The 24,967-nt window shown below is 39.2% G+C and carries 31 protein-coding genes, 1 other RNA gene and 1 pseudogene; 3 read left to right on the top strand and 30 right to left on the bottom strand.

What is annotated here, in order from left to right; genetic code table 11:
• The 11 genes and pseudogenes from BLP54_RS15695 to BLP54_RS13790 all read right to left on the bottom strand — a co-directional run.
• Window positions 1–150: pseudogene (locus tag BLP54_RS15695) on the bottom strand (IS5/IS1182 family transposase); the annotation flags it as partial.
• A gap of 237 nt (window positions 151–387) precedes the next feature.
• The gene (locus BLP54_RS13840) at window positions 388–654 is read right to left on the bottom strand and encodes a helix-turn-helix domain-containing protein (protein WP_072912308.1); all 267 of its coding nucleotides are present in this window, start codon (window positions 652–654) and stop codon (window positions 388–390) included.
• On the bottom strand, window positions 651–899 hold the full coding sequence (locus tag BLP54_RS16365; RefSeq protein ID WP_242870715.1) for a type II toxin-antitoxin system RelE/ParE family toxin: 249 nt from the start codon (window positions 897–899) through the stop codon (window positions 651–653). Before BLP54_RS16365 ends, BLP54_RS13840 begins: the two co-directional genes overlap by 4 nt.
• Before the next feature lie 333 nt (window positions 900–1,232).
• Window positions 1,233–1,454, bottom strand: coding sequence for a hypothetical protein (locus BLP54_RS13825; RefSeq protein WP_072912303.1), 222 nt, complete (start codon window positions 1,452–1,454; stop codon window positions 1,233–1,235).
• Between the two features lie 6 nt (window positions 1,455–1,460).
• The gene (locus BLP54_RS13820) at window positions 1,461–2,054 is read right to left on the bottom strand and encodes an HD domain-containing protein (protein ID WP_330386171.1); all 594 of its coding nucleotides are present in this window, start codon (window positions 2,052–2,054) and stop codon (window positions 1,461–1,463) included.
• A gap of 72 nt (window positions 2,055–2,126) precedes the next feature.
• Window positions 2,127–2,585, bottom strand: a complete 459-nt coding sequence (locus BLP54_RS13815) for an isochorismatase family protein (RefSeq protein ID WP_090170674.1) — start codon at window positions 2,583–2,585, stop codon at window positions 2,127–2,129.
• A 116-nt stretch (window positions 2,586–2,701) separates the two neighbouring features.
• Window positions 2,702–2,953 (bottom strand): hypothetical protein, encoded by a 252-nt coding sequence (locus BLP54_RS13810; protein WP_090170671.1) that lies wholly within the window; start codon window positions 2,951–2,953, stop codon window positions 2,702–2,704.
• Window positions 2,954–2,958: 5 nt separating this feature from the next.
• Window positions 2,959–3,492 (bottom strand): GNAT family N-acetyltransferase, encoded by a 534-nt coding sequence (locus BLP54_RS13805; protein WP_090170682.1) that lies wholly within the window; start codon window positions 3,490–3,492, stop codon window positions 2,959–2,961.
• 247 nt (window positions 3,493–3,739) lie between these two features.
• The gene (locus tag BLP54_RS13800; RefSeq protein WP_090170667.1) at window positions 3,740–4,177 is read right to left on the bottom strand and encodes a GatB/YqeY domain-containing protein; all 438 of its coding nucleotides are present in this window, start codon (window positions 4,175–4,177) and stop codon (window positions 3,740–3,742) included.
• 17 nt (window positions 4,178–4,194) lie between these two features.
• On the bottom strand, window positions 4,195–5,121 hold the full coding sequence (locus BLP54_RS13795) for a glycoside hydrolase family 25 protein (protein ID WP_176754577.1): 927 nt from the start codon (window positions 5,119–5,121) through the stop codon (window positions 4,195–4,197).
• Window positions 5,122–5,203: 82 nt separating this feature from the next.
• On the bottom strand, window positions 5,204–5,731 hold the full coding sequence (locus BLP54_RS13790; protein ID WP_090170661.1) for a GNAT family N-acetyltransferase: 528 nt from the start codon (window positions 5,729–5,731) through the stop codon (window positions 5,204–5,206).
• Window positions 5,732–5,900: 169 nt separating this feature from the next.
• Here BLP54_RS13790 and BLP54_RS13785 point away from each other — a divergent pair, with 169 nt between their 5' ends.
• Window positions 5,901–6,545 carry an HAD family hydrolase gene (locus BLP54_RS13785; RefSeq protein ID WP_090170658.1) on the top strand — a complete coding sequence of 215 codons (645 nt, stop codon included), beginning with the start codon at window positions 5,901–5,903 and terminating at the stop codon, window positions 6,543–6,545.
• 95 nt (window positions 6,546–6,640) lie between these two features.
• Here the strand turns inward: BLP54_RS13785 and BLP54_RS13780 are convergent, their stop codons facing one another.
• From BLP54_RS13780 to BLP54_RS13750, 7 genes are all read right to left on the bottom strand, one after another.
• Complete coding sequence (locus BLP54_RS13780) at window positions 6,641–7,780, bottom strand: D-alanyl-D-alanine carboxypeptidase family protein (RefSeq protein WP_176754576.1); 1,140 nt, start codon at window positions 7,778–7,780, stop codon at window positions 6,641–6,643.
• A 142-nt stretch (window positions 7,781–7,922) separates the two neighbouring features.
• Window positions 7,923–8,264: a transfer-messenger RNA gene (gene ssrA, locus BLP54_RS13775) on the bottom strand.
• A gap of 109 nt (window positions 8,265–8,373) precedes the next feature.
• A complete protein-coding gene (locus BLP54_RS13770) occupies window positions 8,374–8,928 on the bottom strand; it encodes a Maf family protein (RefSeq protein WP_090170652.1) in 555 nt (184 codons plus the stop codon).
• On the bottom strand, window positions 8,925–9,392 hold the full coding sequence (gene smpB / locus BLP54_RS13765; protein WP_028247901.1) for an SsrA-binding protein SmpB: 468 nt from the start codon (window positions 9,390–9,392) through the stop codon (window positions 8,925–8,927). The genes BLP54_RS13770 and smpB overlap by 4 nt, the downstream gene beginning before the upstream one ends.
• A 2-nt stretch (window positions 9,393–9,394) precedes the next feature.
• Entirely contained in the window at window positions 9,395–11,650 is a 2,256-nt protein-coding gene (gene rnr / locus BLP54_RS13760; RefSeq protein ID WP_090170649.1) for a ribonuclease R, read from the bottom strand.
• A 68-nt stretch (window positions 11,651–11,718) separates the two neighbouring features.
• Entirely contained in the window at window positions 11,719–11,961 is a 243-nt protein-coding gene (gene secG / locus BLP54_RS13755) for a preprotein translocase subunit SecG (protein WP_015549579.1), read from the bottom strand.
• A 111-nt stretch (window positions 11,962–12,072) separates the two neighbouring features.
• Window positions 12,073–12,594: a hypothetical protein gene (locus BLP54_RS13750; protein ID WP_090170646.1), complete on the bottom strand. Its 522-nt coding sequence runs from the start codon at window positions 12,592–12,594 to the stop codon at window positions 12,073–12,075.
• A gap of 140 nt (window positions 12,595–12,734) precedes the next feature.
• Here BLP54_RS13750 and BLP54_RS13745 point away from each other — a divergent pair, with 140 nt between their 5' ends.
• Window positions 12,735–13,598, top strand: coding sequence for a putative ABC transporter permease (locus tag BLP54_RS13745; RefSeq protein WP_090170644.1), 864 nt, complete (start codon window positions 12,735–12,737; stop codon window positions 13,596–13,598).
• A 49-nt stretch (window positions 13,599–13,647) separates the two neighbouring features.
• On the opposite strand, the gene yajC is transcribed toward BLP54_RS13745, so the two are convergent.
• The 11 genes from yajC to mtaB form a co-directional block, all read right to left on the bottom strand.
• Window positions 13,648–13,947 carry a preprotein translocase subunit YajC gene (gene yajC, locus BLP54_RS13740; protein WP_090170641.1) on the bottom strand — a complete coding sequence of 100 codons (300 nt, stop codon included), beginning with the start codon at window positions 13,945–13,947 and terminating at the stop codon, window positions 13,648–13,650.
• Between the two features lie 108 nt (window positions 13,948–14,055).
• On the bottom strand, window positions 14,056–15,192 hold the full coding sequence (gene tgt / locus BLP54_RS13735) for a tRNA guanosine(34) transglycosylase Tgt (protein ID WP_090170638.1): 1,137 nt from the start codon (window positions 15,190–15,192) through the stop codon (window positions 14,056–14,058).
• Window positions 15,189–16,283: a chorismate synthase gene (gene aroC, locus BLP54_RS13730; RefSeq protein WP_090170637.1), complete on the bottom strand. Its 1,095-nt coding sequence runs from the start codon at window positions 16,281–16,283 to the stop codon at window positions 15,189–15,191. The genes tgt and aroC overlap by 4 nt, the downstream gene beginning before the upstream one ends.
• Window positions 16,284–16,355: 72 nt before the next feature.
• On the bottom strand, window positions 16,356–17,408 hold the full coding sequence (locus BLP54_RS13725; protein WP_090170633.1) for a lactonase family protein: 1,053 nt from the start codon (window positions 17,406–17,408) through the stop codon (window positions 16,356–16,358).
• A 20-nt stretch (window positions 17,409–17,428) separates the two neighbouring features.
• A complete protein-coding gene (locus tag BLP54_RS13720; protein ID WP_090170632.1) occupies window positions 17,429–18,658 on the bottom strand; it encodes a peptidase U32 family protein in 1,230 nt (409 codons plus the stop codon).
• On the bottom strand, window positions 18,655–19,302 hold the full coding sequence (locus tag BLP54_RS13715; RefSeq protein ID WP_090170630.1) for an O-methyltransferase: 648 nt from the start codon (window positions 19,300–19,302) through the stop codon (window positions 18,655–18,657). The genes BLP54_RS13720 and BLP54_RS13715 overlap by 4 nt, the downstream gene beginning before the upstream one ends.
• A gap of 1 nt (window position 19,303) precedes the next feature.
• Window positions 19,304–20,980, bottom strand: a complete 1,677-nt coding sequence (locus tag BLP54_RS13710; RefSeq protein ID WP_090170628.1) for a ribonuclease J — start codon at window positions 20,978–20,980, stop codon at window positions 19,304–19,306.
• A gap of 40 nt (window positions 20,981–21,020) precedes the next feature.
• Window positions 21,021–21,284, bottom strand: a complete 264-nt coding sequence (locus tag BLP54_RS13705) for a DUF1292 domain-containing protein (RefSeq protein WP_090170625.1) — start codon at window positions 21,282–21,284, stop codon at window positions 21,021–21,023.
• 2 nt (window positions 21,285–21,286) lie between these two features.
• Window positions 21,287–21,712 (bottom strand): Holliday junction resolvase RuvX, encoded by a 426-nt coding sequence (ruvX, locus tag BLP54_RS13700; protein WP_090170617.1) that lies wholly within the window; start codon window positions 21,710–21,712, stop codon window positions 21,287–21,289.
• A complete protein-coding gene (locus tag BLP54_RS13695) occupies window positions 21,712–21,978 on the bottom strand; it encodes an IreB family regulatory phosphoprotein (RefSeq protein ID WP_090170614.1) in 267 nt (88 codons plus the stop codon). Before BLP54_RS13695 ends, ruvX begins: the two co-directional genes overlap by 1 nt.
• 68 nt (window positions 21,979–22,046) lie before the next feature.
• The gene (gene mtaB, locus BLP54_RS13690; protein ID WP_090170612.1) at window positions 22,047–23,372 is read right to left on the bottom strand and encodes a tRNA (N(6)-L-threonylcarbamoyladenosine(37)-C(2))-methylthiotransferase MtaB; all 1,326 of its coding nucleotides are present in this window, start codon (window positions 23,370–23,372) and stop codon (window positions 22,047–22,049) included.
• A gap of 119 nt (window positions 23,373–23,491) precedes the next feature.
• On the opposite strand from mtaB, the gene BLP54_RS13685 reads away from it, so the two are divergent.
• Complete coding sequence (locus BLP54_RS13685) at window positions 23,492–23,722, top strand: HPr family phosphocarrier protein (protein WP_015549566.1); 231 nt, start codon at window positions 23,492–23,494, stop codon at window positions 23,720–23,722.
• Window positions 23,723–23,785: 63 nt separating this feature from the next.
• Here BLP54_RS13685 and thiI read toward each other — a convergent pair whose 3' ends face one another.
• Window positions 23,786–24,967 (bottom strand): tRNA uracil 4-sulfurtransferase ThiI, encoded by a 1,182-nt coding sequence (thiI, locus tag BLP54_RS13680; protein WP_090170610.1) that lies wholly within the window; start codon window positions 24,965–24,967, stop codon window positions 23,786–23,788.

Here is a 24,967-nt window from a genome sequence, read left to right as displayed (position 1 = left end):
AGGAGAATATTTATCTCTGACTAAATCATAAATAAAAGACCAATCAATAGCTTTATCTATAATCCTAAGAAGATGATCTTGAGGAACCAAGTCATCAGTACATACAAATTCAATCTGCTTTCTTGCCTTCTCATTCTGTTCTGTAATCATTATTCTAACCCCTTGTTTTGATAGTATTATTATACCAAAAAAGTAACTAGAACGCTTGTAAAATCAAGGCTTTCTAAGGATTTGGATAATCTAAAAATGAAAGAACTGGAGTCCGCAGACTCCAGTTCCTCCTTATTAAAAAGAAAATGTCGCGGCGGAAGCCGCGACACTTTGTCTACACTCTGAGACTACTGTTTTTTTACAGTAGTCTTTTCCATATACATTATTCTATCCACACTATTTCATAGGTACAACAGCTAGAGTCTTGCCCAAGGCTGCCAACAACTTAATTATTGTTTCAAGCTGCGGATTGCTGGTTCCATTTTCGATTCTTGCTATAACAGGCTGCTTAACACCGCTTAGTTCTTCTAATTTACGCTGAGATATTCCTTGTTCCTTACGAGCTTTAATTAACTCACCCATAAGAGCAACCCTTAAATCACTTTCCGCAATTTCTTCAGGTGTGAACAATTCACTTCTTACTTCATTCCATGTTTTACTCATATCTGTTCATTCCTTTCCAAATAATCCGCCAGCTCTCGCTTTGCTTGCTCTATCTCGCGCTTTGGTGTCTTTTGTGTTTTCTTAGGAAACTGGTGTAATAAAATAAACTTGCCATTTACCAATGCTGCAAATAAAATTCTATTACTTAGCGGTCTTAATTCCCATATTTCTCCGTCAAGATGCTTACAAACAGGTTCTCCTATATATGTACCATAGGTTGCTAATGATTGAATATAATCATTCACTTTATTTGCGTTAATTCGTGCAATATTTATTCCTCTTCCTAATGATAACTTATTCGTTATCTAAAGTTATGATAACTTATAGATTATCAATTGTCAATTGGAATATTCGCAAATCGTTCGCAAATCATCTTTTATAATCCGCTGATACATCAAAAAACGTCCGTACCCCTGAGATGTAATCGTCATAAGCTGTTTCTGCATCTTTTCCATGAAATACTTTACAAAGCCCACACATATCGCAATCTGCAATACATGGAAATCTTTGCTTTATATAATCGCGCCGTTCTTGTTCGGTTGAATTTATAATATCTGGAGCTTCTTTCATAAATATACCTATTTTATTTGCCTATCCTGACGGTATATAGACATATAATCCTTATTAATATCACTAATTTCACGTTTTCCATCTATATAGTCCTGATAAATATCCCACGGACTACCGCCACCAAGCCAACAAGAAGAACAGTTTTCACATCCGCCCCCACAATCAAGAGATGCTTTTATAATCTCCTCGCGCTCCTCTCGTGTTGTATCTTTAATAAGGATTGATTTCATAGGCCTTTACCCCGCTAACATTTCCTTGTTAATTGTATCCTCACTAGCTGCCATCGCTTGCAATGTTTTATCTAACAAGTCATTAAGCTCCCAGCCAAGCTGATTTGCACCACGTTCTATAACCTCTCGTGAACATCCTGCAGCAAATCCTTTGCTTTTATATTTCTTCTTAAGAGATTTTAGTTCCATATCTTTAGTACTCTTAGATGGTCGCATCAGAGCCGCCGCCCAAATAAGTCCTGTCAACTCATCAGCTGCAAAGAGTACTTTTTCCATCTCTCTTATTGGCTCTACATCTATAGTTTCTCCGCAACCAACAGTAATACCGTATCCGTGTGAACATACTGCATGAATAATATCATCACTCACACCGCCCTCTTTTAATAATTCTGGAGCTTTTAAACAATGTTCATCTGGATACAATTCAAAATCTATATCATGTAAAAGTCCAACAATTCCCCAATATTCCTTTTCATCTGCATAACCAAGTTCATTTGCATACCATTTCATAACAGCTTCAACGGTTAATGCGTGTTGAATATGAAAAGAATCCTTGTTGTATTTTTTCAATAAGTCGAAGGCCTCATCTCTTGAAATCATTTGTATTATCCCCCTTCTCTTCTTTTTCTAAAAGCATACTCCTTTAGTAGGTTAATAGCAATGACTTTTATGCTATGTATAATCAGATATTATCTCTATTCCAACCTCCTGCATGTCAGGAATCTCTTTTAAATAAAACTTATCATTAGTAGCTGCCACAGAATCCAGATATAGCCTCACCTCATAACCTCTTTGCTTCGCATCCAAAACACTTTTAGCCACACAGCATCTACCATCAATACCAACCATATTGATGATATCAACCTTCATCCGTTCTATGAAATCAACAAACTCCACAGATGAAAAAGCACTTGGACATCTTTTCGTAAATACGAATTCGGATACAATATCCAGTCCTTCGGCCAGGACATAATTCTTTTCGGTCTCCGGTTTACCTACATTTCTAACATAGACTACTGGTATTTCTGCGACCATAGCCTCATGAATACGCATATTGACATGGTCAAGTAGTTCTGAATCATATTTATCCATATACTTTTGTTGCATATCAATAACAAGAAGTATTTCCATAGATCAATCCTTTGCATAAAGCTCATTTATCGCCACATCCAAAGCACCGTATTCTCAGATCTTGTAAGTCCCATGCTCTCCTGCAACTTGAGTGATGCTTCATTCATCTTCTGATATCAGGTCATACTCTGATGAAATAAATGGGAAATCATCCATTGTGGCTTCTCTAAAAGAAAGGCCTCCTGATTTTCAACATCATTTGCCTCAAGTACCCTCTCTGCTTCATCGATATTAACACAATCTAGCATAAGCGCTTTACTAACTTCGTCATAAACTAAAATGCAATTTTCATTCTGCTCTAATATCTTTGCAGTGCCACGTTCTATCACACGTTTAATACTTATATTTTCAAGAGAATTTAAATCCATAAATCTTATTCTCCCATAACCTTCTCGAACCTAAACATCCCATCTGGGAACTGGTCATCCAAATCCATATGTTCCCCATCAGGGTCGTTTGGATCTGGATGAAACTTATTGTAAAACTCAACAATATGAAATCCACATCGGTTCACATAGAAATGGATGTTTCTAGTCTCAAAATATGGAGTCACTGTCTCCCATACCTTTACCTCTGGATGAAGCTTCTCTACCTCACACCAGGCAGCATAACCCACACCCTTGCTATGTTCCTTTGGCAATGTAAAAAGAATATCTAAATCTCCTCTAGCTCCATCGACCTTGATAATAACTCCTCCAACAGGTTTGCCATCATCCATAATACGATAAGCCTCTCCGCCATCAATAGATTGCTCTATGGTCTCCCTCGATATGATTTGTTCATTCTCTTCGAAATGATCATCCCTACGGCCAAACTCTTCTAGGGCGCCATAATTAAACGCCTCCTGATTATCTAATATAAATTGCTCACGGTCATCTGGTGACAATTGTGTTAATGTAATTGACATAATCTTTAATCCTATATCCTTATTAGCAACCTTTTCTATAGCTTCTTGCGATGGTTGTATATTTCCAATCCAGGATCTGTCTCCCATCCTGTGTAATGATATTTATCTTTGTACACTAGCAGAACTGTTTTCTGCTCATAGTCTCCAACAAAATGCTCTTAATCAACTATATCGTTTTTCTGTACATTAAAAAAGCCCCATATCGGTATTTTGAACAATACTGATATAGAGCAAATTAAACAAATAATTATTTACAAAGTTCAGCAACAATCATATTGATTGCTTTTCCATCAGCCTTTCCCTTTAAAGCAGGCATTACCTCTTTCATGATAGCGCCCTTATTCTTAGATGCTATAACATCTGCGAATTTTTCCTGAAGGAATGCACGAATCTCATCATCGCTCATCATTGCAGGCGCATATTCTTTAATAACATCATATCTAAACTGATACTCGTCCTTTAAATCTGTTCTCTCAGCTGGACATGTATCAAGCTGTTCCTTTGCTGTCTTTAATGACTTGAGAATAACCTGATCTACCAATTCGTCCGCAATGTTATCTCTTGTTCCAGCATCAATGGCTGCCTTCTTAACATCAGATACAAGTGAAGAAATAGCATCTTTTCTAGCCTTGTCTCTAGCCTTCATTGCTGCAACCATGTCTTTTTGTAATGTTTCAAATTGCATTTTTCCATATCCTCCTCTTATTGTAACCAAAGGTCTAAATCTACATTACCTTTGATTCCCTTAACTGAACCTTTTTCTGAATACTGCCAAAGCTGATATTCATATGGCCAGTAAAATTCTTTGTTGTATCCTGCAAACCACTTTGGATACTCTGTAAGCTGTGTCAAATCGATAAGCATAGCGCCCATCTCAGTGTTATGGTAAATCATTCCATCATATCCAGCATTCTTGATTGAATTAAGGAATCCGATGGTAAGATTTGTTCTGTCTTCAACAGAAAGTGTATTTGTGCGGGCCTCGCTGTCGCTTACCTTTTCCACATCAAATACGATTGGAAGCTGAAGCTCATATCCTTTTAGCAGATCTATTACTGTAGAAGCTTCTTCTAAAACCTCATCCTTTGAAATAGCCTGTGAGAATACGTAAACACCAACATCGATTCCGGCGGCCTGAGCGCCCTCGATGTTTTCGATGCATTTCTCATCTACAACAAGCTTTCCTGTGCCATAACCACGGTAAACTGCACGGATAAAAGCAAACTCAACGCCATCCTCAGCTACAGCCTGCCAATCGATATCTCCCTGATGAGAGGAAACATCTATACCAAACTTAGAAGTAACCTTACCATCTTCTACATAGCTGTATCGTCCAGTCTCCTCATCCTCAACAAGATTATCAATGTTAAAGGCACTCTTTGTAAGCTCCTCATTAATTGGAACAAAGTTGTACTTTTGATTTGCAGCTACAACGATATATTCAGGATAGAAAGATTTTAAAACAGAAATTATCGTATTTCCGTTTTCAAGAGATTCTCTCAAAGAATCAAGAACAGAAATCCTTCCCTCTTCCTTTGCCTCATCAACAAGAGCCTCCACCTCGGCAGAAGAATAAGTCTGTCCCTCTTCTACCTTGTCCACCTGAATGCGGCCCTTAGTATCAATCACTATGTAAATAACACCCACCGCTATTAGTGTCACTATTATCGAAATAATAGATATTAAAAAATATCTGATTGCTTTTCTCATCTTATATTCTAAGTGTCATATCATCAAGAGAACCTATCTGCTTGCGATACCACACTATTCCCTTCCATTGTCCAAATTTATAGCCAATATCTTTGAAATGGCCGACCTCCTCGAAACCAAGAGCCTTGTGCAGAGCGATACTTGGTTCGTTGTCATCAGTAATAACACCGTACATGAATTTGTAGCCCATTGCGGAGAGTCTTTCCTCAAGAGCTGTATATAATTTGCTGCCGATTCCCTGACGCTTTGGCGCGTCCTTTGAAACGTAAATAGTAGTCTCTACAGAAAACTTATATGCATCGTGATGTCTAACCTGTCCGCCATATGCCATGCCAAGCACCTTACCAGACTCATCACAGGCTACTATGTAAGGATACGCCTTCTTCGTATCAATAATACTCTGTCTGTATTCCTCCACAGAGGGATTCTGTTCTGTAAAAGTAACTGCTGTGTTTTCAGCATAATATCCGTAAATATCATGAATAGCCTTAGCATCAGCTTCAACAGCATCACGTATAATAATATTCATAGCATTTCTCCGCAAAAACTAATATAAAAAAATGATAACAAAACCACATGTATAATTCAAACAAAATAACAACTATTTGTCCATTAATTATACTACCACTCTTTACAAATCCCATAAATTCAACTATAACTGAGGATTAGAAATCAAAACATTTTTATAGGAGCTAAACATGAAATACGAAGCAATATTATTCGATTTGGACGGAACACTTTTATATACTCTGGAAGATTTGACTGATAGCATTAATTATATGCTGGCAAAATATGGTTTTCCTACCCATTCTATAGATGACGTTCGAAGATTTGTAGGCAATGGCCTTAGAAAGCTCGTGGAACGTGCTCTTCCTGAGGGAGCTAATTATGAACATTTTGAAGAATTCCTTAAAGAATTCATTGAATACTATAACTGCCATAATCTCATTAAGACAAAGCCTTACGATGGTGTTATGGAAACCACCGGAAAGCTTGTAGAAATGGGCAAAAAAATGGCTATCGTAACCAATAAAGGTCAGACAGCCAGTGATTCATTAATTGATGATTTTTTCGCGCCAAACATCACTATCGTGGTAGGCGATGATGGCATCCACAAAAGAAAGCCTGATCCAGAGCCAATCGAAATCGCTTTGAAAAAGCTCGGAATCAGTGATAAGTCAAAAGTACTCTATGTGGGTGATTCCGAAGTAGATGCAGCCACAGCAGAAAATGCAGGGCTTGATTACGTGCTTTGCACCTATGGTTTCCGTGATATGGATGTACTTCAGCAGTTCAATCCAATAGCGTACGTAGATAGCTTTTCAAAAATCCTGGATATATAATAAGCCAGTAAGTAACAAGCTATTAGATTTCTTAAACGAAGCTTTCTTCAGCTGAGTGTAGAAATACTAATGCTTGTTACTGTAACTGGCGGATTTTATTTAGCGTAAGTTTTATAAATATCTACATGATCATAGATACATCTCCATGAGGAGCTTGAGTGAGCGGTGCAGCATATATATTCTGTACCGCTTTCTGATATCATGGAGCTTACTGCACAGCTTCCCGATTCATCTACATATCCAGTCTTGGCACCCTCTATCTCACCACCAAATTCCTTATCCTCTATTCTACGCAAGAACCAGTTAGAAATGGTGATTCCTTCTGGATTAACGTTTGTAGCTGTAGAATTGTAAACCTTAGTGGTAACGACTTCCTTGCAAACCTCATTATCAAGGGCAGCCATCATAATAATTGCTATATCATAAGGGGTGCTATAGTGCTCCTTGCTATGGAACCCTACAGGATTTGTGAAATGTGTAGTTTCACTAATACCAAGAGCTTTACACTCTTCATTCATCATTTTAACAAAGCTGTCGATATCACCTGCAACGTAGATTGCAAGCTGAGCTGCAGCATCACCACCGGATGGAAGAATTGTTCCATAGAACAAATCTCTTACTGTAACTTCTTCATCCTCAACAAAGCCCGATGTGGAGCCACCTCCTGCATATGAATAGTCAATCGCCTCATGGCTCATAACGATCTTCTCATCAAGCTTTTCAGGTGAAATATGATTAGCTGCTACAAGAACAGTCATAACCTTTGTCATGGATGCAGGAACAATCTTTTCAGTAGCATTTCTGGTAGCTACTATTGTCTTTGTTTTATTGTTAATCAACACTGCAGATTCACTGACAACATCTCCGCCAATCTGAACTGTTTCCTCAGATTCCTTTGCAGAATAATTGCCAGCCTTTGGTGCCTCTTCCTCTTCTATTTCCTTTGTTTCTTCCTCTTTTGGTTCCTCAGAAGCTTTTGCAGATACTTTTAGACCTGTAGCCTTTTCCTCAGAGGTTTCAGCCTCTGCCACAACCTTTTCCTCGGCAGCAACCTTTAAAGTACCATCATCTTTTCCTTTTATATGGGAAATAATAAGACAGCCTGTAACTATTATTGCAATAGCTATCAAAGCCATTTCAGAATAAACCTGAATTCTACGAATCAACTTCTTGCGTCTGCGATATGCTCTACGCTCGTCCTCAGACATATTTCTATTTCTAAAATTATTACTCATAACAATATACTCCATCTCCCCAATACCGATACAAAAAGTTTATCATTGATAAGTATCATAAACAATTCAGAACAAACTTTTCGTAACTATTGTCCAAATAAAAAAATCCAACCGAAGTTCAATACTTCGATTGGATTGATTTTAGTGGACTAGACGGGAGTCGAACCCGTGTCCAAAAGCCAATTCCCGGCCCTTCTACGAGTGTAGTTTGTATTTTTACATTCCCTCCACATAACTCCCACAAACAGGATTTATGCTTTAGTAGCTTCATGATACGCCCGCCATCTCAAAGCTTTGATAACGTCGTTTCCTACAGAGTCGAAGTCTGGGTCCTAAAGTGTAGGTGCTCTAGGTCAGACTGCCGCAACTAGGCAGCGTATGCTAAATTATCGTTAGCGTTTAATTTTAAGTTTGGCCATTTAACCCATCGCCGTGGGACTCGCTTCTTCCGCTGCATGACCCCTGTCGAAACCATGACTAGCCCAAAAACTAAATAAATGACTATACAGGTTTCTGATATTAAAAGCATTCATTTCATTCTGCTTTTAACATCACTATGTCGAAACCATGACTAGCCCGCAATCTAACGTGCACTACAAATTATATAGTACTCTGTATACTTTCGCAAGCGGTAATCCTACAACATTGTTGTAGTCTCCCTCAATGCCCTTAATCAATACTGCACCTAAGCCCTGGATTCCATAAGCACCAGCCTTATCCATAGGCTCCTTTGATGCGATGTAGCTTCTAATAGCCTCTGAAGAGTTCTCATACATTGTTACTTCTGTACACTCAGAGAAAGTCTTAACCTCTCCATTGGCTTCCACAATAGTAACTCCTGTATATACCTGATGCGCTCTTCCTGAAAGCTCTGTAAGCATTCTGAAAGCATCCTCTTCATCCTTTGGCTTACCAAGGATTTTATCGTCAAAAGCAACAACTGTATCAGCAGCAAGTACTGTCTCTCCCTGATGCTTTTTTGCTACTGCAAGAGCCTTCTGTCGGCTCAGGTTCTCAACAACCTTTGCTGGAAGTGTCTCCTCTGTAACCTCATCAATATCTGCTGGATCTACAACAAACTCAATACCAGCCTGTGATAATAATTCTTTTCTACGTGGTGATCCCGATGCAAGTACAATTTTCATTATCCTAAATTCCTTATCTTAAAGTCTCTTTCTGCTTCCCTCTTCATATCCTTCTTCTGGATATCAGCTCTCTTATCATAAAGCTTTTTACCTTTTGCCAACGCAATCTTAACCTTTACAAGGCCGTTATTAAGATAAACCTCCAAAGGAACGATTGTATAACCGCTTTCCTTTATTTTGCTAAGAAGCCTGTTAATCTCTGACTTGTGTAAAAGAAGCTTTCTTGGACGAAGGGGATCTCTGTTGAAGATATTTCCCTTCTCATATGGATTAACATGCATCTGGTAGATAAACATTTCACCATTATCGATTCTTACAAAGGCTTCTTTAATGGAGCACTGACCCATTCTCATGGACTTTACTTCTGTTCCGTGAAGCTCAATACCTGCTTCATATTCCTCTTCCATAAAATACTCATGATAAGCCTTTTTATTATTAGCTATTAACTTTCTGCCTTCTTTATTCATGACTAAAACCTCTGAAACTCTTCTAGTATAAAATCTATCGTACGAGCCTGCTCGTCTACGCTATCGAGAACTACAGTGACAGGCTGACCAAGCTTGAAGGTACGTCCTGTACGCTCGCCAACAAGTGTAAGATTTTCCTCCACAAACTCATAATGGTCATCGTAGAGTGTAGATACGTGTACAAGTCCCTCCACAGTATTCTCAAGCTCTACATACATTCCCCAACCAGTGATTGAAGAAATGCTTCCCTCAAACTGCTGTCCGATGAATTCCTTCATGTACTGAACCATCTTAAGCTTATCTACCTCACGCTCGCAATCTTCTGCTCTGCGCTCAAGCTTGCTAGTCTCGAGAGCTACCTCTGGCAAGATTGATTCGTAGTGAGAAAGCTTACGTTCGTTCATACGTCCACGCAAATGATCCTTAATGATTCTGTGAATCTGTAAATCAGGATATCTACGTATAGGCGAAGTGAAATGACAATAATACTGAGCAGCAAGACCAAAGTGTCCCTTGCACTCTGTATCATATTTTGCCTGTTGCATACTGCGAAGAGTCATCTTTGTAATGACTGCTTCATCCTCATGCCCCTTCAAGGAATCAAGCATCTTCTGAATTTCCTTTGGATGGATACTGTCCTTATTACCCTTAAGAGAATAACCACAGGCTCCAAGGAACTTACCCAAGGTCTGCATCTTTTCTGGATCAGGCGCTCCATGAACACGATATACAAAAGGAGATTCCATAAGATTGAAATGCTCTGCAACTGTTTCATTAGCTGCAAGCATGAAATCTTCTATAAGCTTATGGGCATCATTTCTCTCGTAAGGAGCAAGACCAACCACCTTGCCATTCTCATCAATAAGAATGTGTGTCTCTGGAAAATCGAAATCGATAGAGCCTCTCTTCTTATGCTTAGCACGAAGAATCTTTGAAAGCTCATACATATTATCAATCATCTCCGCTACATCCGCGTACTTTTCACGCTCTTCAGCATCACCAGTCATTATGGCATAAACGCTTGTATATGTCATGCGGTGATTACTGTGGATTACAGATTCGCAAATCTCGTGATCCACAAGATTTCCCTTCTTATCAAAAGTCATGATGCAGGAAAGTGCAAGACGATCCTCGCCCTCGTTAAGGGAGCACATACCGTTTGATAAGGTGTGAGGAAGCATAGGTATAACTCTATCTGCAAGATATACAGAAGTACCGCGCTTCAAAGCCTCAACATCAAGTGCTGAAGACTCCTGAACATAGTTAGTAACATCTGCAATATGTACGCCAAGGACATAATTATCCCCGTCCATAACAAGAGAAACACCGTCATCTATATCCTTTGTGTCCTCTCCATCAATAGTGACAACACACAAATCTCTAATATCATTTCTGCCTGCCATATCAGCCTCAGAAACAGGCTTTGCTACAGTGGATGCCTGCTTGATAACCTTGTCTGGGAACTCTGTAGTGATACCAAAAGCCTTTACGATTGAAAGGATGTCTACGCCCGGATCATTCTTGTGACCAAGAATCTCTGTGATGTGACCCTCTGGCTTGTGCTCGTCATCGCCATAATCATCTATATGACATACTACCTTATGTCCAGATACGGCACCCATACTCTTGCCTGATGGAATAAATATATCTCTAAGCATCTTCTGGCTGTCCGCAACAACAAAACCAAAAGTACCGCTGTCTTCGTAAGTACCAACCACATCAGAAAAACCATGAGTGATAATTCTTACAACGCGGGCCTCCTGACGCTTACCTGGTGCTCCAAAAGTAAGAACAGCCGCGACTATATCATCCTGCATAGCGAAGCCTGTGTTATCTCTGCCGACGAAGTAATCTTCTTCCTGACCCTCCACCTCGATGAAGCCGAAGCCATCCTTATGGGAAATAAATCTTCCGATAATATCAGGCTCAATATTATCATCTGATGGTCGATTTGCACGCTTTGCCACCTGATTAAGAGACTGTTTCTTAGTGGCAGTCTCAGCCTTTGTTGACTTCTTTGACCTATGATCCTTTGTCTTAATGAACTTAGGGCGATTCTCTGGGATCTGATATTTGCCTCTCTTGGTAATCTCTACCTGTCCATCATCAACTAAATCCTGAAGTACCTCAGCAAATTCAGCCCTTTTGTTCTTCTCTACATCCAAAAGAATCTCAAGATCCTTCTTTTTCATAGGTATATAAGCCGGACTTTTAAAGACGTCCATTAAAAAATGTCTCTGTTTATCGAAATCTTTCATATTCCTCCTAAATAAAACTCTTATAACTAGAAAAGCCACCCATACGGGTGGCAATTAAAATCTTAATCCTAGAAGCTACCAATATTAAGAACAGCAGAAAGCACGAAGAAAAGGATAACACATACGCTTGTAAGCTTAACTAATAAGCCCTCGCGTGAACGACCCTTGTTACGGCTCCAGTATGAATCGAACTGCTGGCCTGATAAAGAACCAAGTCCGTTCTGCTTGCCCTCCTGGAAAAGAATGATAACTGTAAGTGCCACACAAATGACGATTAATAATATAATAAGAACATACTTTAATGCTTGCATAATTTCCTCCTAATAGAAAAAGTGTTACGCTTCACGCAACAAATGAAGTATATCACAGGAACCCTATTATTTTCAATAGTTAATACACACTTTTATAAAAAAAGACTCCCATTAAACCTCTGCGTCGAAATTCATTCCTGCAAGCAATCCGCCATCTGCATTTTTTCTGTTTTTCTGATATGGATTTTCCTCATTAGGATACTTAATCTGAGTATGTGTTGTTCCGCCTGATACGTATGTCCTGCCACACTCTGGACATACTGCAGTATGGATGGATACAGTCGCATTGAGTACCTTTCCACCCTTCTCTTTAGCCTTGTCATAAGCATTGCTTACATGCTCTGCCTCGTGGCCTCTGACTCTGGCAGCCGCTGCCTGTGGAGATATATGCTGGGCAGACTTAAAAGAAACCTGCTCATCACTGCCATCCTGATACTTTCGGCTGGCACAGGTCTCACATACAATAACCCCGGCTCTTTTAGCTGCACGCTCAGATGCATAATTCTTTGCTAAGTCTGTGCTTTTACCTTCGGCCTTTAATTCGTCTGCAACCTTTGAGGAACCATAATTAGATAAATCCAAAGATGGGCCATTTAGATATTGATTTTGCCCAACAGAATTAATACCTAACATAAAAACCACCACCCATAAAACTACATATCTATAGGTAATTATATTTTAGCATTAAAATCGTAAATAACTATGAACAATCCCTATTATTCTTTAATTTTCTACTCACTTATCTTATACTAAAGTATCGGAGGGACAGAATAATGATTATCTGCAGATATTTTCTATATTTCATAATATATAGTTTCTTAGGTTGGATATACGAAACATGTTACTGTACCATTCATGAAAAGTCTTGGGAAAACAGAGGCTTTCTTTATGGGCCTTGCATTCCATTATATGGTGTAGGCGCCACTCTCGCTCAGATTCTATTTTTAGATTTACCTATACATTGCACCTCGTGCAAACCATCATATGTCACGATTTTTATAGGCTGTGCCGTTGGTTCCTTTTTCCTGGAATATGGAACTTCATACGTTTTGGAAAAAAGATTCCACGCCAGATGGTGGGATTATTCAGATTTTCCTTTAAATATAAACGGACGAGTTTGCCTTGTTTTCACTCTTTGTTTTGGTTTTGCGGGAATTCTGGTAACACAACTCATAGTACCACCAATAGTTGAACTTATAGCCTTAATTCCTTCCGTTGTAATTGAGCTATTAGCCCTGATATTCATGTTTATCTTCGGTATGGATATGGCTCTAACAATATCGGCCCTTACCACTTTCGCCAAGGATTTCGAACGAATAAACGAGCAAATCAACAGTCAGATGGCTGAAAGAGTTGCTGCACTACAGACAAACTTAGAAGAATCAAAAATTGCTCGAATAGAAAAAGCTGCTGTAAAAAAAGAGGTAGCCCTTATGAAGAAAGAATTAAACGCAGAAAAACTAGCTGAAATAAAAGAACAGCTGTCTACTGAAGCAGTAAAACAATGGGTACTCAATGCTACGGAAACTCAACGTGGTCAGTTCCGTCACATTGCAAAATTTACACACCCTGTTGCCTCAACCAAAGCTTTGCTTGAGAAGGGCTCCGAATTCTTAAGACATAAAAAGAAAGAATAAAAAATAGGGATTTGGCAAAAGCCAAATCCCTATTTTTATTTTTAATTAATTATTTCTCTGTAGACTTAACAGCATCCTCAGGCTTCTCAACCTGTGCGATAGCGTTCTTAGTCATTGGAATACGGCAGTTCTTATTGCTTCCGAACTCTACGATTACTGTAGCGTCATCAGGAATAGCAATGATTACTCCGTAAAAACCGCTTGTTGTAAGTACTGTATCGCCAACTGCAAGAGATGACATCATAGCAGTCTTTTCCTTCTGCTCCTTCTGCTGTGGGCGAATCATGAAGAAATACATGAATACGAAAAGTACCACTACCCAAATAATTAAGCTAATTGAACTATTCATTAAGTTATCCTCCTACTACATGGCCTGTGCCACAAATCACTGACATTAATTTTATCTAAATTTTCCTTGTTAAGCAAGAAAAAAAGATTATTTAATGAAATTTTAAGATTAATTCTCTCCCTGAGCCATTGAATCAAGCTTACGTTTCTTATATGCAGCAAACTCACCTGCATCAAGGGCATCTCTTATCTCTTCCATCATTGTGTTGTAGAAATAAAGATTGTGGAGAACACAAAGTCTCATTCCAAGCATTTCCTTTGCCTTAAGCAAATGACGAACATAGGCTCTTGAATAAGAACGGCAAGTAGGACATCCACAGCCTTCCTCGATTGGACGCATATCCTTCTCAAACTTCTGGTTGAAAAGATTGAGTTTGCCATGATTTGTATAAACATGACCATGACGTCCATTACGACTAGGATAAACACAATCAAAGAAATCTACGCCCCTGTCTACTGCCTCTAAAATGTTTGCAGGTGTGCCAACACCCATGAGATACGTAGGCTTGTTCTGAGGAAGGTAAGGTACTACGTGATCCAAAACATCATACATCTGCTCATGACTCTCACCTACAGCAAGGCCACCAACTGCATATCCAGGCAAATCAAGCTCAGAAATAATTTTCGCATGCTCAATTCTTATATCATTGAAAACAGCACCCTGATTAATACCAAAAAGAAGTTGCTCTTTATTGATTGTGTTCTCAAGACTATTAAGACGAGCCATCTCCTCCTTACAACGATAAAGCCATCTGGTAGTACGTGCAACAGAATCCTCTACGTATTTACGTTCTGCAAGTGCTGGTGGACACTCATCAAAGGCCATAGCAATTGTAGAACCCAGATTAGACTGAATCTGCATAGATTCCTCTGGTCCCATGAAAATCTTGCGACCATCAATATGAGAATTAAAGGTAACGCCCTCTTCCTTAATCTTTCTGATTCCTGCTAAAGAGAATACCTGAAATCCGCCTGAATCAGTAAGGATTGGTCTATCCCAATTCATAAACTTGTGAAGACCACCAAGCTCCTTAATAAGCTTATCTCCAGTTCTAACATGAAGATGGTAAGTATTAGAAAGCTCAACCTGACATTTAATCTCACGCAAATCATCTGTAGAAACAGCACCCTTAATGGCTGCAACTGTTCCGACGTTCATAAACACAGGCGTCTCAATAACACCATGAACAGTGTGAAAACGTCCCCTTTTTGCTCTTCCCTCTGTCTTTAATAACTCGTACTTCAACTCTTATAAAACTCCTTAATATAATCAACTCTGTCAGTCATATGACTAAGCAAAGCATCACAAACTGTAATCGCACACATTGCCTCAACAACTACAACTGCTCTAGGAACAATTATAGGATCGTGGCGACCGTGAATCTCAATGTCTACCTCTTCTCCAGCTTCATTAACTGTATGCTGTGTCTTAGAAATAGATGGTGTAGGCTTTATAGCGGCTCTTAAGATGATATCGTCGCCATCGGAAATACCACCGATTATACCGCCACTGTGATTAGTAACCTTAACTACCTTTTCATTGTTTAATTCAAACTCATCGTTATTTAAACTTCCGACATTTTTGGAGGCCTTAAATCCATCACCAATCTCAACACCCTTAACAGCGCCGATTGAAACAACAGCCTGAGCAAGCTTTGCATCAAGCTTTTCAAATACTGGGTCTCCAATTCCGGCAGGAACACCTGTGATAACACATTCGATAACACCACCAGCACTATCGTTGTTAAGCATACATGCTGCCAGGTAATCAGCAGCTTCATCCGCAGCCTTTGAATCTGGCATGGCAAGCGGATTCTGGTCTCTATAGCCTAATTCAAAATCGGAAATAACAATATCTCCAATTGATTTCGTATATGCGAATACTTCTATTCCAAGCTCTCTTAAAAGCTTTGCACAAATTGCTCCTGCAGCAACTCGTCCAATAGTTTCTCTTCCAGAGGAACGTCCGCCTCCTCGGTAATCTCTTCTTCCAAATTTCTCATGGAAACCAAAATCAGCATGACCAGGTCTGTAAGTAGTAGCGATGTCACCGTAATCCTTAGACTGCTGATCTTTGTTTCTAACCATAAGCGAAATCGGAGTGCCTGTGGTACGACCTTCAAATACTCCCGAAAGAATCTCCACCTCATCACTTTCAGCACGTGCTGTAGTGAATTTTGACTGCCCTGGCTTTCTTCTATCCAAATACATCTGAATATCTGCAGCACAAAGCTTAAGACCAGCTGGAAAACCATCTATAACAACTCCAAGAGCTGCTCCGTGGGATTCTCCCCAAGTAGTGATTGAAATTCTATTACCAAATGTTGAACCTGCCATAATGATGCCCTCCTAAAAAGAAACCCTATATAGTAAAGAAAGGGGCTGCGCTTAACAGCCCCCGAACCACTCTTATTTAATCTTTACAACTATAATACTGTTTGGCTTAGCAATTTTGATTGGTGGATTCTGCATGAGAGAATGACCAGTCTTTTTATCAATTGTAAAGCTTCTGATTTCGTTTGTATCGTGATTGAGTGAAACGAAATATTTGTCCTTTGGAAGAACTGCAAAGCTCTTTGGATAATCACCACTGATAAAGTTGTGTGAGAAGTATTCAATCTTTCCAGATCTAACATTTCTCTCGTACATGCAAACAGCATTAAGGCCATCTACGCTGGCGTATAAATATTTATCATCATCACCAAACTTAACATTAGTTCCTGTAGAGATTTCCTCATCAACACCAACAAGTAATGATACTGTCTGGATGTTCTCGAAATCAGGACGATCTCCGATGATATGATAATCATAAACGAGAATCTCGTTTGACATCTCTGTGATAACGTAAGCATACTTTCCATCATGAGAGAACTTCATCTTAAGTGGAGCTGAACCCATTGGACATCTAACGATATCTGCAAGACGAAGCTTGCCTTCCTCATAATCTACCTCGTAGATTTTGATCTGATGAAGACCATTCTCAACAACGCAAAGGTACTTCTCCTCTGGTGTAAGCTCTACGCATGTACAGTGTGGATATAAAGGTCTGTCAGCAACTGACTTACCAATACCCTGGTGGAAAATACCATCAGCGATACCGCCAATGCTTCCATCCTCGTTAAGTTTCATCATTGTAACACGACCATCATGATAGCCTGCTACGAATAAATATCTGTTCTGAGAATCAACGCAGAGATTGCAGCCACGCATGCCTCCAACCCACTCCTGATTCATTTTCTCAAGGTCACCGTTCTCAAGAATCTTGAAAGCTGCAACACCTTCATCTGCAATCGAATAAAGGAATTTATTATCATGAGAATTAATAATATCCGAAGGATTATTAATTGGAGCAACGCTCTGCTCAGTAAGCAATCCTGTGTCAGGATTTACATCATAAACATAGATACCAACGCTTGTCTCGTGTGTATAGGTACCCACATAAGCAACATATTTTTCTGCCATTGTATTCTCCTTGTTTTAACTTATGCTTCTTCTTTTCTTCTAAGAATGTCGAACTCATCTGGTGTAGTGCTAAGCTTAATAAAGAGCTTCTGCTTTGGATGTGGACAACTCTCCATATCCTCACCATCTTCATTCTTAATTCCTAATACTTCTACCTCTACATTATCTCCGTTTGGCTTCATAATTTCAATAGTTTCGCCAACTGAAAATTTATTTCTCTGTTCAATCTCCACAAAGCCCTCACTATCAGGAGCTCCGCAGATACCGAGATATGTGTATCCAATATTGTAGGTATTATTATCATAAATCTGAGATTCCTCAGATGGTTTTCCATAATAGAAACCTGTTGTAAACTGACGATAAGTGCAGGCTGAAATCTGATCCTTGTACCAGTCCATATTTGCCTCGTATTTCTCAGGTGATTCTTTGTAATCATCAATCGCCTTACGATATGTACGAGCAACAGTTGCAACATAAAGAGCAGTCTTCATACGACCTTCAATCTTAAAGCTGTCGATACCAGCATCAATTAAGTCAGGAATATGCTCAATCATACATAAGTCCTTTGAATTGAAGATATAAGTTCCTCTCTCATTCTCATATACAGGGAAATACTCTCCTGGACGCTGCTCTTCAACAACAGCATACTTCCATCTGCAAGGATGTGTGCAAGCACCCTGATTTGCATCTCTACCTGTAAAATAGTTTGAAAGAAGGCATCTGCCTGAATACGAAATGCACATTGCTCCATGAATGAAAGATTCAATCTCTAAATCATCAGGAATGTTCGCTCTTATCTCTTTGATTTCGGCAAGTGAAAGCTCTCTGGCTGAAACAACTCTTGATGCACCTAAATCGTACCAGAACTTATAGGTACCATAGTTTGTGTTGTTGGCCTGTGTGCTGACATGACGCTCGATTTCAGGACAAATCTCTTTTGCCATCATAAAGATTGCTGGATCTGCAATAATAAGAGCATCAGGACCAATTTCCTTAAGTTCCTTTAAGTACTCTCTAACGCCTTCAAGGTCATTATTGTGAGCCAAAATATTAACAGTAACGTGAACCTTTACACCATGATCATGAGCAAACTTTACGCCCTCAATCATATCTTCCTTAGAAAAATTCTTTGCCTTAGCTCTAAGACCAAAAACTTCTCCACCAATAAAAACTGCATCTGCTCCGTAAATAACAGCAACCTTAAGTACCTCAAGACTGCTTGCAGGAACTAATAATTCTGTATTTCTCATTTCTTTCCTTTCACGCTGATACTAACGCCATCTCCCAAAGGAAGAATCGTAGTAGTAAAACCTTCATCGTGAGTCAACTCATAGAGATAATCTCTCATTCGCTTGTGTATAGTACGATTACGTCTTGTAATAGCGTACCTGGACTCAATTATATCCCCATCCTGTAATACATTATCAGTAACAATCAAACCATCGTAGGCTATAAGTCTTTTAATCTCTGGCCAGAAATTAATGTACTGACCTTTTGCCGCATCCATAAAAATGAAATCATATGGTCCCTCAAGAGTAGGAAGAATCTCCATGGCATCTCCCTCTAAAAGAGTGATTTGTTTGTCTCTTCCTGTTCTCTTAAAATTCGCATTTGCGATAGGAATGCGAGGCTCATAATTTTCGATGGTGGTAATAGTAGCATCATCTCCTGCCGCTTCCGCAATTACGTTAGCAGAAAAACCAACGGCAGCTCCAACCTCTAAGATTCTTTTTGGTTTGTTCATCTTAACAAGAAGCTGAAGTAAATTAACGGTCTCCGGTCTAATAATTGGAACGAAGGTTTCTATTGCTTCTTTTTGAATCTCCTTTAAAACAGGGCTAAGCTCTGGATAAAGGCTATTCAAATAAGTGGTATATCTCTCATCAACTATCATTTTATACTTCCATAATGATTGGAATAATCATTGGACGTCTCTGAGTCTCATGCCATACGAAATCAGAAAGATTGTCTCTGATATCTGACTTAATCTTGTTCCAATCTGTAATATTCTTTTCCTCAAGAACCTCCATAGTCTCTGCAAGGACTGCACGAGCACTTTCCATAAGATCCTCAGAATCTCTAACATAAACGAAACCGCGGGATACAATATCAGGACCAGCAAGAACTGTACCTGATGCGCTGTCTAAGGTAAGAACAACGATAATGATTCCATCCTCAGCAAGCTTCTGTCTGTCACGAAGTACGATGTTTCCAACATCACCTACACCAATACCATCAACCATGATAGCTCCAGTGTGAACATGTCCTGTAATCTTAGAGTAATTATCTCCAAGCTCTAACACATCACCTGAACGGATAATCTTGATGTGGTCATGATCCCAACCAAGGGACTCAGCAATACGAGCCTGAGCTGTAAGATGCTTGAACTCACCATGGACTGGAATAGAGAACTGTGGGCGTACAAGAGAATAAATAAGCTTAATCTCCTCTGCACAGGCATGTCCTGAAACGTGAACATCCTGCATAACAATCTGTGCGCCACGCATTGTTAAATCGTTAATAACATTTGAAACGGCCTTCTCATTACCAGGAATTGGGTGAGATGAAAATACAATCATATCACCTGGCTTGATCTGTACTTTCTTATGAGTACCATTTGCCATTCTTGAAAGAGCTGCCATAGACTCACCCTGAGAACCTGTTGTAACAAGTACAATCTTCTCATCTGGGTATGCCTTAAGTGATTCGATATCAATGAGTGTATTGTCTGGAATGTGAAGGTATCCAAGCTTTTGGGCTGTATCAATAGTATTAACCATTGAACGGCCTTCCACACAAACCTTACGTCCATATTTATCTGCCGAATTAATAATCTGCTGAACACGATCAACGTTAGATGCAAAAGTAGCAATAATAATACGGCTTGTTGTGTTGTCAGCAAAAATTGAATCGATAGTCTTACCAACTGTCTTTTCTGAAGCTGTAAAGCCTGGGCGCTCAGCATTTGTACTGTCACACATGAGCGCAAGAACACCCTTCTTGCCGATTTCACCGAGACGCTGTAAGTCGATTGGATCACCGTAAACAGGTGTGTAATCAACCTTGAAATCGCCTGTATGCACAACAATACCTGCTGGTGAATAAATAGCAAGTGCAGCTGCATCTTGAATACTATGATTTGTACGGATGAACTCTACTCTGAATTCACCTGCATTGATATGAGTGCCGTACTTAACAACCTTACGCTTAACCTTTGTGAGCATCTTGTGCTCCTCAAGCTTATGCTCGATAAGACCATTAGTAAGCTTAGTTGAATAAATAGGGCATACATTAAGCTCCTTAAAAACATAAGGAATCGCCCCAATGTGGTCCTCGTGACCATGGGTAATAAAGAATCCCTTTAGCTTATCCTGATTGTCTTTCAGATATGATATATCTGGAATAACCAGATCCACGCCCAACATATCATCCTCAGGAAATGAAAGTCCGCAATCCACAACAATAATACTGTCTCCATACTCGAAAGCAGTAATATTCATGCCGATTTGCTCAAGACCGCCAAGTGGAATAATCTTCAGCCTTTCAGCCTTCTGTTCAGTTTTCTTCTTCAAAAAAATAACCTCCTATTTCAAATCAAATAATAATCGTTCATTACATTTCAAGGTCGGCTTCGTCGCCAACTAATTCATCAAAAAGCTTGGCTACAGCATCAAACTCAACGTCGTCCTCTACAAACTCGTAGACAACATCGTCGCCTTCTACTGAAACCTCTTTTAAAATATAAGCGTCTGAGTCTTCCTCCTCATTGTCGCTTTCACATACTAATAAATATTTGATGCCTGATAACTGAGTCTCCTCAACAACAAATAATTTAATCTGATTACCATCTTCATCTGGCAAATAAATTGGTTCCATAATTAACTCCTATAATTATCCAAATAATCCTGTAAAATTATCGCCGCAGCAATCTGGTCGATTACTTTCTTGCGGTCCTTTTTCGCTACGCCTGATTCCTCAAGAATCTCATCCGCATATACGGTAGTGAGACGCTCATCAACGAGCTCTATCGGAATAGTAACTCTCTTTTCTAATAACTTTTTAAATTCAAGGGTATCTTCACAGCGGAACCCCTCAGTGTCGTCCATATTACGAGGATATCCTAATACAATCTTTTCTACCTGATACTCTTCGCAGATTTCCTTGATTCTAACTAAGGTATGTCGAAGTGCACTGGCTCTTTCACGGGTGATTGTCTCAAATTCCTGCGCAGTCAAAAGTAAAGGGTCACTAATAGCGACCCCAACTGTTTTCGTCCCATAATCAAGACCAAGAATCCTGCTCATTATTTACTCCAGCTTTCACTAGCTATATATTCCTTAAGAAGCTCCTCTACGAGCTCATCACGTTCTACTTTCATAATAAGACTTCGTGCATTATTGTGACTGGTAATGTACGTAGGGTCTCCTGACATAATATATCCCACTATCTGATTCACAGGATTATAGCCCTTCTCCGAAAGTGCACTATATACCTGCTCGAGAACCTCTTTTACACCAACAGGATTTTCCTTCTGAACCTTAAAGTATTGTGTATTACTTAAATCTGCCATATCTACCTCGTCTCTCAAAACCGTACCACAATAAAAACTATTTCAAATTAATTGTAATATACAAACCTTTAAATTTCAACAATCAAGTATTGCTTATCCTTTGATAAAACAGTACCCTTTGCCACTAAAATCTGGTTTGTATAGTCCTTTGAATCCTCTGCTAAAATAGCACATTTAATGTACTCACGAGAGAATCCGATGAAGTATTCCTTACCATCAATTACCGCTTTTTCCTCAAAGAGAATATCAAGGTCTTTTCCGATAAAGGATTTTCTGTAAGCCTCTGTTGTTTCATTTCCAATAGAGATAAGCTTTGCACTTCTCTCCTTTTTTACAGCATTTGTAAGCTGACCTGACATTGTAGCAGCCTTAGTGCCTTTTCTCTTTGAATACGCAAATACGTGAAGCTCATAAAAAGCTATTTCCTTAACGTAATTTGCTGTAATATCAAATTCTTCTTCTGTTTCACCTGGGAAACCTACGATTATGTCAGTTGTAATAGCTGGATTATCGAAATACTTCCTAAGAATTTCTACTCCCCTAGTATACTCTTCAATTGTGTATTTTCTGTTCATTCGAACTAGAACAGAGTCACAACCTGACTGAAGAGAAAGATGAAAATGAGGACACATTTTGGAGAGAGCCGAAACTCTCTTTGCGAAATTCTCTGTAACGATCTGTGGCTCCAAAGAACCAAGACGAATACGTTCTACGCCGTCAATATTCTGAATAGCCTCCAACAAATCAGCAAGATTATAATCTGTGCCGCTTCCATAAGAGCTGAGGTGAATACCAGTAATGACAACTTCCTTGTAGCCATTTGCTGCAAGACCTGTAACCTCTTCTACAACATCGTCGATGTCACGGCTTCTGATTCGGCCTCTTGCAAAAGGAATGATGCAGTAACTACAAAACTGGTTACAACCATCCTGAACTTTAACAAAGGCTCTGGTGTGCTCTGAATCCTTTTCGATATGCATGTTCTCGTAAGAAATGTTGCCATCATTTATATCAATCCAGTCCATAATTGGGCCGTCGTTAGAATCTAAATTTCCAAAATAATCATGTATTCTATCAACTAACTCATTCTTTTTGTTATTTCCAAGAATGATATCAGCACCAAGCTCATCAGCTACCTCGTTACCAAAGTTCTGAACATAACAGCCAGCAGCAACTACGCATGCATCTGGGTTGAGCTTTTTACATTTATGAATCATCTGGCGAGATTTTCTGTCAGCTATATTAGTAACTGAACATGTATTAATAACATACACATCAGCAATTTCATCAAATCCTACTATCGTAAATCCGTCTTTTTTGAGAAGCTCTTCCATGGCTTCTGTCTCATATGCGTTTACCTTACAACCAAGGTTGTGTAAAGCAGCTTTTTTCATTGTATTAAAAACCTTTCTGAATCATGTAAAAATCTAAGAGTTTGTTGACTTTTAGGCACCATTGCTATAGTATAAAAGCTGTATTCAAACATATTTTCACGGAGGAGGCACATAAGGAAATGAAAACAGTTCAAATTTCTCTTAATTCAATCGACAAGGTAAAGTCATTTGTAAATACTATTAGCCAGTTCGATTATGACTTTGATCTTGTTAGCGGACGTTATGTGATTGATGCTAAGTCTATCATGGGAATTTTCTCTCTTGATCTTTCTAAGCCAATCGATCTTACTGTTCACGCTGATGGCGATGCAGAAGATGTAATGTCTACATTAAAGGATTATATCGTTTAATCCTTTTTTACCTTAAAAAAGTAATTCTAAAGACCAGACTTATGTCTGGCCTTTTTTATTGCTTTATTTTACTTTGATAATCTCTACTGACTCGATTGCCTGCTTCATAAGCTCATCAATCTTCTCGTCAAGATTGTGCTCGTGCTTTTCAATAGCCTCAAGCTTTGGCTTTGTAACAGGATGCTTTGCTACGAAAATTGTACAGCAATCCTCGTAAGGCAAAATAGAAGTCTCGTATGTATCAATCTTCTCTGAAATATCTACAATATCCTGCTTATCAAAAGCGATAAGTGGACGGTAAACAGGAAGTGAACATACAGCGTTTGTGCAGTTAAGTGACTGCATTGTCTGAGATGCTACCTGTCCAATAGACTCGCCTGTAACAAGTCCGAGGCAGTCATTCTCCTTAGCAAAATGTTCTGCTATTCTCATCATATAACGACGCATAATGATAGTAAGCTCATCATGAGCGCACTGCTGATAAATATAGAGCTGAATATCTGTAAAGTTGACAATATGTAAATCGATAGGACCTGAATATTTTGCTACAAGCTTTGCAAGGTCAACAACCTTCTGCTTTGCCTGCTCTGATGTATAAGGTGGCGCATGAAAATATGTAGCTGAAAGTGTAACACCACGCTTTGAAATCATATAACCAGCAACTGGTGAATCGATACCACCAGAAAGAAGAAGCATGGCTTTTCCTGCTGTACCAACAGGCATTCCACATGGTCCCGGAATCTCTGTAGAGTAAATAGCAATATTCTCACGAACCTCTACATAGATAATCTTATCTGGATTATGTACATCTACATGCATCTCTGGGAATGCATCAAGAAGACGTGCTCCAACCTCAGCAGCAACCTCCATAGATGTCATAGGATACTGCTTATTTGCACGACGTCCCATAACCTTGAAGCTGAAGTTCTTATCCTCGAACTCTTCCTCAACGTACTTAACAACAGCATCTGCAAGAGCATCAAAGCCCTCATCTGGAACAACTACTGTTGGACAGATTGCGCTGATACCAAATACATGCTGAAGAGCCTTAACAGCCTCATCATAATCATAATCGCCTTCAACAGAGATGAAGATACGACCACTCTGCTTCTTAACGATAAATTTGCCATCAACCTCATAAAGAGATCTCTTAATCTGGCGTACAAGGGCGTCCTCAAAGATATAGCGATTCTTTCCCTTTACACCGATTTCTGAATACTTAATTAAAAATGCCTGGTATGTCAT

Origin of the sequence: Pseudobutyrivibrio sp. 49, assembly GCF_900100545.1 — a bacterium.
GTDB lineage: Bacteria > Bacillota > Clostridia > Lachnospirales > Lachnospiraceae > Pseudobutyrivibrio.
Note: the sequence above shows the minus strand (reverse complement) of the source record. Positions and strands in the feature narration are given on the sequence as shown.